This window comes from Dactylosporangium sp. NPDC000521, from assembly GCF_042898305.1.
In the GTDB taxonomy this organism is placed as follows: Bacteria; Actinomycetota; Actinomycetes; order Mycobacteriales; family Micromonosporaceae; genus Dactylosporangium.
This window is the reverse complement of the sequence record NZ_JBIAYW010000012.1, coordinates 217386-227079: the sequence shown is the minus strand read 5'-3', so window position 1 is coordinate 227079 and position 9694 is coordinate 217386. Positions and strand designations below refer to the sequence as shown.

At 72.0% G+C, this 9694-nt stretch carries 10 protein-coding genes; 6 read left to right on the top strand and 4 right to left on the bottom strand.

Annotated features, from left to right (window positions below; translation table 11 throughout):
• Positions 1-688: 688 nt before the first annotated feature.
• Both ACFY3L_RS35075 and ACFY3L_RS35070 read right to left on the bottom strand, forming a co-directional pair.
• Complete coding sequence (locus ACFY3L_RS35075; RefSeq protein WP_389334118.1) at positions 689-883, bottom strand: hypothetical protein; 195 nt, start codon at positions 881-883, stop codon at positions 689-691.
• A gap of 112 nt (positions 884-995) precedes the next feature.
• Complete coding sequence (locus ACFY3L_RS35070) at positions 996-2012, bottom strand: zinc-binding dehydrogenase (protein WP_389334115.1); 1017 nt, start codon at positions 2010-2012, stop codon at positions 996-998.
• 28 nt (positions 2013-2040) lie between these two features.
• On the opposite strand from ACFY3L_RS35070, the gene ACFY3L_RS35065 reads away from it, so the two are divergent.
• Both ACFY3L_RS35065 and ACFY3L_RS35060 read left to right on the top strand, forming a co-directional pair.
• Positions 2041-3759, top strand: a complete 1719-nt coding sequence (locus tag ACFY3L_RS35065; protein WP_389334112.1) for a dihydroxy-acid dehydratase — start codon at positions 2041-2043, stop codon at positions 3757-3759.
• 137 nt (positions 3760-3896) lie between these two features.
• Positions 3897-4277 carry a hypothetical protein gene (locus ACFY3L_RS35060; protein WP_389333850.1) on the top strand — a complete coding sequence of 127 codons (381 nt, stop codon included), beginning with the start codon at positions 3897-3899 and terminating at the stop codon, positions 4275-4277.
• A 156-nt stretch (positions 4278-4433) separates the two neighbouring features.
• Here the strand turns inward: ACFY3L_RS35060 and ACFY3L_RS35055 are convergent, their stop codons facing one another.
• Both ACFY3L_RS35055 and ACFY3L_RS35050 read right to left on the bottom strand, forming a co-directional pair.
• Positions 4434-4559 carry a hypothetical protein gene (locus ACFY3L_RS35055; RefSeq protein WP_389334109.1) on the bottom strand — a complete coding sequence of 42 codons (126 nt, stop codon included), beginning with the start codon at positions 4557-4559 and terminating at the stop codon, positions 4434-4436.
• A 472-nt stretch (positions 4560-5031) separates the two neighbouring features.
• Positions 5032-5745, bottom strand: a complete 714-nt coding sequence (locus ACFY3L_RS35050) for a DUF4386 domain-containing protein (RefSeq protein WP_389334106.1) — start codon at positions 5743-5745, stop codon at positions 5032-5034.
• 61 nt (positions 5746-5806) lie between these two features.
• Between ACFY3L_RS35050 and ACFY3L_RS35045 the strand changes: the two genes are divergently transcribed.
• From ACFY3L_RS35045 to ACFY3L_RS35030, 4 genes are all read left to right on the top strand, one after another.
• Positions 5807-6292 carry a MarR family winged helix-turn-helix transcriptional regulator gene (locus ACFY3L_RS35045; RefSeq protein WP_389334103.1) on the top strand — a complete coding sequence of 162 codons (486 nt, stop codon included), beginning with the start codon at positions 5807-5809 and terminating at the stop codon, positions 6290-6292.
• A gap of 33 nt (positions 6293-6325) precedes the next feature.
• On the top strand, positions 6326-6859 hold the full coding sequence (locus ACFY3L_RS35040) for a hypothetical protein (protein ID WP_389334100.1): 534 nt from the start codon (positions 6326-6328) through the stop codon (positions 6857-6859).
• An 819-nt stretch (positions 6860-7678) separates the two neighbouring features.
• Complete coding sequence (locus ACFY3L_RS35035) at positions 7679-7936, top strand: hypothetical protein (protein WP_389334097.1); 258 nt, start codon at positions 7679-7681, stop codon at positions 7934-7936.
• Positions 7937-7986: 50 nt separating this feature from the next.
• The gene (locus tag ACFY3L_RS35030; protein WP_389334095.1) at positions 7987-9672 is read left to right on the top strand and encodes a hypothetical protein; all 1686 of its coding nucleotides are present in this window, start codon (positions 7987-7989) and stop codon (positions 9670-9672) included.
• Positions 9673-9694 lie beyond the last annotated feature (22 nt).

Below are 9694 nucleotides of genomic sequence, written 5' to 3'. Positions count from 1 at the left end.
TCGCGACCGCGGCGCCTGGCTTCCGGCCCTCGGTCGGGCGGGAGGGACCATCCACCGGGCTGGCTTGCTGCTGCGAGATCCCGCATGGGTCGGCGGCCCCGCACGCGGACAGCAGCGGCACAGCGCTGGTTTCCGCGGCACCGGCTTGATCAATGGATGATTGCGGCTGTCATCACGACCGGATCCGTCTTTGGATCATCATCGCGACCGCGGCGCCTGGCTTCCGGCCCTCGGTCGGGCGGGAGGGACCATCCACCGGGCTGGCTTGCTGCTGCGAGATCCCGCATGGGTCGGCGACCCCGCACGCGGACAGCAACGACACAGCGCTGGTCTCCGCGGCACCGGCTTGATCAAAGGATGATTGCGGCTGTCACCACGACCGGATCCGTCCTTGGATCACCACGCTGCGAAGGGCCTCGCGCTGCGGGGCCTCGCGCTGCGGGGCCTCGCGCTGCCGGGCCTCGCGCTGCGGGGGCAGCGCGCCGCGGAGGCCACCGCCGCGGGGCCACCGCCGGGGGCCGCGACCCGTCATCCCGACAAATACGAAATGTCGGATAAATTCGGCGCCTGCGCCTGGATTTATCCGGGAGGGGTGCCATCCGTCAGACACGCCGTCAGGCAGGGCTGGAGCGGCGGATGCTGTGCGGCGCCCGGGCGAGTGCCGAGCGCCGCTGCGGAGGTGGATCGGTCAGCCGGCCGCTGGGGGAGCAGGCATGACGGATCCGCCGAGGACCGAGGGCGGGGCGTTCTCGTCGTCGCTCCAGACCATGTCGTCCTCGGTGAGCCAGGTGTCGTACGTGTCTTCCCCGTCACCGTTGCCGTGACGGGCGGCCGAGCCGGCGCCGTGCTGGCCGAACCTGCCGTCGCGACCGGAGACGCCCATACGGTTGGTGCCGCACGTGCCACAGGTTAGCGCCTGCCCGTCGCGCGGTGCTGCCCTGGCGGCGTACCCCTGTGGACAACGGGGTGCTTGTGGACGACGTGCCGGTACGGCGTCACGGCAGGGACGGGTCGATGTGGACCTTCGGGGCCGCGCCCCAGGCGGCCGGCCGGGTGGGCGACAGGGCGGACGCCGCTTCCGACAGGCCGATCGTCGCCGCGACCAGGGGACGCGGGTCGACGGCACCGGAGGCGTACAGCTCGACGGTGCCGGCCAGCCCGCCGGACGCGCTGAGCACGCCGACCGCGGTCACGTCCTTCAACGCGAGGGTCCGCGAGTCGAGCAGGCTCGGCGTGCCGGACAGCCCGATGTACACGACCCGGCCGCCCGGCTCCACGAGGTCGAGCGCGGCCGCCGGCGACGTCGCCGCGTTGGAGGCGTCGACGATCGCGTCCCAGCGCAGCGCGGGCAGCGTGGCCGCGGTCCACACCGCGCCGCAGCCGAGCCCGCGGGCGAACTCGACCGACGCGGCCGTCACGCCCAGCAGGTGCACCTCGACGCCCTGCGCGGCGGCGATCTGCGCGACGAGCAGCCCGATGGTGCCGGGTCCGAGGACGAGCAGCCGGTCGCCGGCCCGGACGCCGGCGCCGCGGACCGCGCGCAGGGCGTTGCCGCCGGGCTCGACCAGCGCGCCGAGCGCCGGCCCGACCTGCGGCGGCAGCGCCTGCAGAGCCCGGGCCGGGACGAGGAGCCGCTCGGCGAGGGCGCCGGGCCAACCGTGGCGGATGCCGATCTCGTGCCTGTGCGCACAGAGGTGCTGGCGGCCGCTCGTACACCTGAAGCAGCCGCCACAACCGAGCATGGTGTCGCCCGTGACGCGCCGGCCGACCCAGCTCGCGTCGACGCCGGGGCCTGCCTCGCGGACCACGCCGGACCACTCGTGCCCGATCCGGATGGGGTATTCGGCCTGCCCGTCGTGCAGGTAGGACATCTCGCCGGTGAAGAACTCGACGTCGGTGCCGCACACGCCGGCGCGCTCCACGTCGACGACGACCTGTCCGGCGCCGGCGACCGGCTCCGGGACATCCTGGACCTCGGCCCGGCCGGGACCGATGATGACGAATGCGCGCACGTTCCCATCTTCCGCCGAAGCAGGTGCCATGACACGACTGCGCAGCGCCGACTGGTACGCCGGCGACGACCGCAACGCGTACATCCACCGTGCCTGGATGCGGCGCGGCCTGCCCGCCGACGCGCTCGACGGCAGCCGGCCCCAGATCGCGATCGCCAACACCGCCTCCGACCTGACACCGTGCAACCGCCACCTCGACGAGATCGCCGAGCACGTGGCCCGCGGCGTCTGGGAGGCCGGCGGCGTCCCGCACAACCTGCCCGTCGTCTCCCTCGGCGAGACCCAGGTCCGCCCGACCGCGATGCTGTGGCGCAACATGGCCGCGATGGCGATCGAGGAGATGCTGCGCGCCAACCCCATCGACGGCGTGGTCCTTCTCGGCGGCTGCGACAAGACGATCCCGTCGCTGCTTATGGCGGCCGCGTCGGTCGACCTGCCGGCCCTGGTCGTCCCCGGCGGCCCGATGCTCACCGGCACCTTCCGGGGCGCGCCGCTCGGCTGTGGCACCGACGTCTGGCGGTTGTCGGAGGAGGTACGAGCGGGAACGCTCAGTCCGGAAGGGTTCCTGGACTCGGAGTCGTCGATGATCCGCAGCCGGGGACACTGCAACACGATGGGCACCGCGTCGACGATGGGCCTGCTCGCCGAGGCGCTCGGCATGACACTGCCCGGCACCGCCGGGATCCCCGCCGCCGACAGCCGGCTCCTCGTCCGCGCGCACGCGTCGGGCCGGCTCGCCGTCGACCTCGTGCACGCCGGGCGCCGCCCCTCGTCCGTCATGACCGCCGAGTCCTTCCACAACGCGATCGTCACGCTCGCGGCGACCGGCGGGTCCACCAACGCCGTCGTGCACCTGCTCGCGATCGCCGGGCGTCTGGGTGTACCGCTGAGCCTCGACGACTTCGACCGCATCGGCGCCGGCGTGCCGCTGCTGGTGGACCTGCAGCCGGCGGGCCGGTTCCTCATGGAGGACTTCCATCGGGCCGGCGGCCTTGCCGCTGTGCTGTCCGAGGTGCTGGATCTGCTGTCGCCCGCGGCGCTCTCCGTTACCGGTACCCCGTTCGTGTCGTCGCTGGCGGGCGCGTCCATCTGGGACAACTCGGTCATCCGGCCGCGAGTGGATCCGGTACTGCCCGCCGCTGGGATCGCTGTGCTGCGCGGCAACCTGGCGCCGGCCGGCGCGATCATCAAGCCCGCCGCGGCGACGCCCGCCCTGCTGCGGCACCGCGGCCCGGCGCTCGTCTTCGACTCCATCGAGGACTTCCACGCCCGCATCGACGACCCACTGCTGGACGTGGATGCGTCGTCTGTGCTTGTACTGCGTGGCTGCGGCCCGAAGGGCTACCCGGGCATGCCGGAGGTGTCCAACCTGCCGCTGCCCGAGAAGCTCCTGCGCGCCGGCGTCCGTGACATGGTCCGCATCTGCGACGGCCGGATGAGCGGCACCGCGTACGGCACCGTCGTCCTCCATGTCGCCCCCGAGGCCGCAGCCGGCGGCCCCCTCAACCGCATCCGCACCGGCGACATGATCGTCCTGGACGTTCCCGGCCGCACGCTCACCGTCGACGTGCCGCAGGCCGACCTCGACGCCCGACCGCCGTCCCAGGCCCTCCTCGACGCCCTGGCCCGGCCCGCCCGCGGCTGGGAACGCCTCTACGTCGACACGGTCCTCGGCGCCGACACGGGCGCCGACTGCTCGTTCCTGCTCGGCTCCTCCGGCCCCCGGGTCACCCGCGAATCCCACTGACCCTGCTTCCCGGAGCCGCCCTGTTTGTCTTGCCTGCAGTGGCACGTTCCCGGGATTCGGCGAGGTCAGCGGCTCCGTAATGTTTGGTGCATCGCAAGGAACACACCGCGAACCACCGACATACAAAGGGACATGACATGAGCGAGTACGGCGAGATCGAGACCGGCGAGCAGCACGAGTCGCTGGACCAGCTGCACCAGGTCGACGCGAGCGAGCAGAACTACGACGCGCAGTTCGGCGTGTACGAGCAGGACCACGCGGCGGCCGAGTCGACCTCCTTCGACCAGGGCCACCAGGTGTCGTACACCGACCCGAGCGGCGCGAAGTACGAGGAGTCGGACTTCACCTCCTACGACCACTCCTCCGCCGAGACGGACCACGTGTTCGCCGCCGAGGGCTCCGAGTCGTTCAGCTCCAGCGAGTTCCACCAGCTCGACGCCCTGCGCGCCCAGCTCGACTCCGCGTTCGCCCAGGCGACCGTGGTCCAGGACGGCCCGGCCGAGCTCGCCGCCTCCTGAGCTTCAGATGCGTGAATCCCAGCAGCGGTGCCGGTCAGCCTGAAACATGGCGGGCCGGCACTGACTCGTTGCGGGCCCCGCCGTGCAGGACGAACTCACCTCAGGACGAGGCCAGCGGCAGCGAGGACGCGCGGGCGAACTCACCTCAGGACGGACTCACGCGGTGTACGGGATCCGCATTGTCGACTGGTTGCCGTTGGCGGCGGACGCGTCGATCCGGACCGTGGTCGCGGCGTTGCCGATCGCGTTCCAGACCTCCAGGCGGACACGGCCGTTGCTCATCGCACCGAGCCTGCCGGAGGAGGGACGCTGTGCAGCTCGTTGGGGTGGAACACCTGCGTGAGGAGGCCCACCGGCGCAGCCCGTACAGCCGCAGCCTGGGCACCGGCCGCTCGAGCCGCCTGCGCGTACGTCTCCGTCCCCGGCACCGGTTCGGTGGCGAAGCACCGGTACGTCTCCACGGGTCCCCGCACCCGCCGCGAGGTACAGGCCGGCCCAGCGCGGCGCGAGCCCACGTCGTCGCCGGCGCCCGGGAACTGGCGCTGCGGCCGTTCCCAGCGGCCGTTCCGGCGCGGCCGTTCCAGCGCGGCCGTTCCAGCGCGGCCGTTCCAGCGCGGCCGTTCCAGCGCGGCCGTTCCTCGGCGCGGACGTTCCCCGGCGCGGCCGGTCGTGCGGGACCAGGCCGACGCCGGCGGCGATCGGCTCGGTCAATGCACTCGGACGCGGTGAGGCGCCGGGGGCGGATCGTCGATCGTCACGTGGTGGTGCCGGGGCGGCGGTGGAGCGGGAGCTTGAAGCCTGCGGTGATCAGCCAGGCGAGGGCGGTGAACCTTGCGACCGGCAGCAGGTACGTGGCGGGCTCGAGTAAGAGGCCCAGCGTGGCGACCTCGGCGACGGCGGCGATGGCCAGGCCCGTCCATGCGAGCCAGCGGGGCAGCAGGCCCGCGAGGAGGCCCGGGACCGCGATCCCGGCGAGCAGCAGGCCCAATGGCACCACGTGGCCGGGGCCGCCGGTGGCGAAGGCGAGCAGCTGCAGGGCGCGGATGACGCCCGGTTCGGCGGTCGCGGCCGGCTGGGAGAGTGCCCAGCTGACCAGGCCGGAGCAGGCCATGAAGGCGGCGGCGAGCAGGCCGCCGGCGAGGGCGATGGTGGCGCCCGGGGCGCGGATGCCGAGGCGGTGCAGGCGGGCCGAGGCGGTCGCGGCATAGATGGCGAGGGGGATGGCGGCGGCGAACTGGAGCGTGCCGCCGACGCGCACGGCGAGCTCGTGGTCCTGGAAGTACGCGACGATCTGCGCCGCGTCGCCGAACGGTGACGGGAACGGTGACCCGTCGGCCAACAGGGTGCCGAGCACCAGGCCGGCGAGGAACAGGGCGGTGACGACGACGCCGAGGACTCCGAGCGGTGGGCCGCCTTGCCCAGGCTGGGAAACCGGCCCGGCGGCAGCCCGTGCAGCAGGCGAGGCCATGGAGCGATCCCTTCATCGGATGAATCATTCACTGGAGTGAATTATTCAGTACACTAGCGCTGTGACTAGGCCTGGGCAACCCCCGCAGGGCGCGGCGTTTCTCATCGCGCAGGTCGGTGCGCACGCTGCCGGCAGGTTCGCCGAGCGTGTCGAAGCGCTGGGGCTGACGCCGCCCGAGGTCGGGCTGTTACGCATGATCGCCGGGGCGCCGGGGCGGAGTCAGCAGTCGGTGGCGGCCGACATGGGTGTGGTGCCGAGCCGCGTGGTGGCGATCCTCGACGCGCTCGACCACAAGGGCCTCGTCGAGCGGCGGCCCGGCGTGAGTGACCGGCGGCACCACGCACTGCACCTCACCGACGACGGCCGGCAGGTGCTCATGGAGATGCGGCAGCTCGCCCGCGCGCACGACGAGGACCTCTGCGCCGCGCTCGAGCCGGACGAGCGGGCGCAGCTCGCCGGATTGCTGCAGCGCATCGCCGACCAGCAGGGTCTCACTCCCGGTGTACATCCCGGCTACCGTCAGCTGAGCGCGAGGCGCAGGCGCTGACGTGAGCCAGTGCATCCACTACGGTCTACGACCATGACGGCACCGCAGCGCGCTGAGTTCACGGCGGCAGGCATGGGGGCCCGGGTCGTGGCGCTCGTCGGCGCGCTGGCCGCGGTGCTCGCCATGAGCATGCCGTGGGCCAGCGAGGACAACACGGGCGTCGCCGAGACCGGCGAGGTCCTGTTGCTGCGCGGCGGTGTCGAGTGGACCGGCTGGGGCATCTACGGCGCGAGCCGTCTCGACGGGCACCGCCCCGTGTCGCTGACCGTGGCGATGATCCTTATCGCGGGTACGGTGGCACTCGCGCTCGCGGCGTGGGTGGCGTTCGAGCGGACCCGCCGGCGGTGGTTACCCCCGGCAACGGCCGCCGCAGCCGTGATCATGCTGATCGTCAGCTTCCCGGGCTTGGACGGCGTCAACGGGCGGTTCGGCACAGGTCACCTCACGACGACCGAGTTCGGCATCGTCGTGTGGCGGCTCGCTGTGGCCGCGGTGGCCCTCGGCTCGACCCGCCTCGCGCTGTTACAGGAGGAGACCGCGCAGCCGCTGCGCCACGACGCCCCCTGACACCTCGGCGCCAGGGCTCGCCCTGTGGTGCATGCATCGCTGACCGGCGTCGCACCCGGCACGGCCCGGCCGTGGAACGCGAGGCCGAAGCAAGCGCAAGGCCGAAGCAAACGCGAGGCCGAAACAAGCGGGCCATGGTGGACGACGGCCTGTGCTGGCGGCGCCGGCCGTGTTGCGGTCGGATGGCGCTGGCTGGTGCTGTGGCGCCGGGATCCGTGACGTGGGTGGACCGGTCCTTGATCGGTGTGGTGGGCGGCGGGCCGTGGTGGTGGTGTAGGCAGTCGGGCTGGTGACGGCTGCGGAGTGGGCGGTCGGGGTGGTGGGACTGCGGAGTGGGCGGTCGGGGTGGTGGGACTGCGGAGTGGGCGGTCGGGGTGGGGACTGCGGGGTTGGCAGTCGGGGTGGGGACTGCGGAGTTGACGGTCGGGGTGAAGTGGACATGGGGTCGCGGTGGGTGATGGCTGGGGGATCGCTGTGGGTGGTTTTGTAGAGGTACGTCCGACTGGTGTCACTCTCCGTGTGCGGGTCCGCGCGGTGGGGGAGGGGTTGTCATCCGACCGGGGTGGTGGGGTGCCACTCGGTTGCTGACAACCTCGTCGCACCTGGGCGGCTACCTTAAGTGGACCAGCCACACAGGCTGGCGGGAAGCAGTGATCCGCCGGGCGTCTTTGGTCGCCAGTTTGGTCCGGTGGGGAGCCAGTGGCGAAACCGGGCCCGTCTTCAGGTGAGTATTCGCGGGGGAACCGGTGTGCGTATTTTTGCGCCTTCATGTGCAGCAGTGAATCGCTGACGTAACGCATTCCAAAGTCTTTGCTCTCGATGAATCGAGGGTTTCTCAAGCATGCCGTGCTGCGGCGGGACCGGGGGTTTTCCGTGCTGAAGAAAGCTGCGATGGGCTTCGGTTCCGCTGTTGCCGCAGTGGCGCTGGGTGCCGTGATCTACCTGGCGGCGGCGCATCAGACGCCTGCGGCGGACGCCGGTGTTGTTTCCCGGCCCGCCAGCCGGAGCGAGTTGCAGCCGCCGCCGAAGCCGGAACTGCTGAAGCCGTCCGAGCGCGTCGTCGTCACCAGTAAATAGCGAAGCAAGTCGTCACCGATATACGTACCGCCCCAGATTAGGAGAACTGCGTGTTCCGCTCGAAGAAGCAGAAGATCGCCGCCATCGGTGCGACCGCCGCGGCTGTGCTCGTCGGTGTCGGTGCTGCCGCTTACGGTGCTGTGCCGGCCAGCAACACCGGGGTCATCACCGGGTGCCGGGACAAGAAGACCAGCGCGCTGCGGGTCATCGACTACCAGGCCGGCTCGCGGTGCCGGAGCAGTGAGCAGATGGTGCAGTGGAACCAGACCGGGCCCAAGGGTGCGACCGGCGCGACGGGTGCCACTGGTGCCGTCGGCGCGACCGGTGCCACCGGCCCGAAGGGGGCGACCGGTGCGACCGGCGCGACGGGTGCCACCGGCCCCGCCGGCGCGAAGGGTGCGACCGGCGCGACGGGTGCCACCGGCGCTCAGGGCCCCGCCGGTGCCACGGGTGCCCAGGGTGAGAAGGGCGAGACCGGCGCTGCCGGCGCGCAGGGCGCTCAGGGTGAGAAGGGCGAGACCGGTGCCCAGGGTGCGCAGGGAGCCCAGGGCGAGAAGGGCGAGACCGGTGCCCAGGGTGCCCAGGGTGAGAAGGGCGAGACCGGCGCTGCCGGCGCGCAGGGCGCTCAGGGTGAGAAGGGCGAGACCGGTGCCCAGGGTGCCCAGGGCGAGACTGGCGCTCAGGGTGCGCAGGGTGAGACCGGCGCGCAGGGTGCCCAGGGTGAGAAGGGCGAGACCGGTGCCCAGGGTGCCCAGGGCGAGACTGGCGCTCAGGGTGAGAAGGGCGAAACTGGAGCTCAGGGCGAGAAGGGCGAGACCGGCGCTCAGGGCCTCCAGGGCATCCCCGGCATCAACGGCAAGGACGGCGACCCGGGTCCCAAGGGTGACAAGGGTGACAAGGGCGACCAGGGCGAGAAGGGCGAGACCGGCACCGCTGGTGCCGCCGGTGCCGCCGGTGCCGACGGCGTGACCGGTGCCCAGGGTGAGAAGGGCGAACAGGGCATCCAGGGCATCCAAGGTATCCAGGGCATGCCCGGCCTGAGCGCGTACGACCTGGCCCTCGCCAACGACCCCACCATCGGCACGGTGCAGGAGTGGCTCGCCTCGCTCGTCGGTGTGAACGGGGTCGACGGCAAGGACGCGTACCAGCTCGCGGTCGACATGAACGTGTTCACCGGCACGCCGGACGAGTGGCTGGCCTCCCTCAAGGGCAAGGACGGCGTCGACGGCGCCGCCGGTGCCAAGGGTGAGACCGGTGCCCAGGGTGCGGCGGGCGCGACCGGCGCCACGGGTGCCGCCGGCGCCCAGGGCCCCGCGGGTCCGGCCGGTGCGAACGGCTCGGTCTGGCTGACCGGCACGGGCGCCCCGGCGGGTGCGAACGGCGCGGTCGGCGACATGTACCTCGACACCGCGACGTACAACCTCTACAAGAAGACCGCCGCGACCACCTGGACCCCCAGCGGCAACATCAAGGGTGCGGCGCCCACGGCGACGTCCTCGACGAAGCCCGGCTCGCTCAACATCAGCAGCGGCACGTCGACGAACAACGTCCTGAACGTCACCTGCGACAACGCGGGCATCGCGATGGTCGGCACGTGGAGCGAGTCCGGCTCGGGCAACGTGACGCAGACCGGCGGCAAGCAGTCGGCCGACGGCAAGACCTGGCAGTTCACCTTCACGCACTCGGGCAGCTCCAACACCGTGACCGCGCTGGTCACCTGCGTCAGCTTCAGCTGAACCGAAGCAGCGGCCCCGGCGA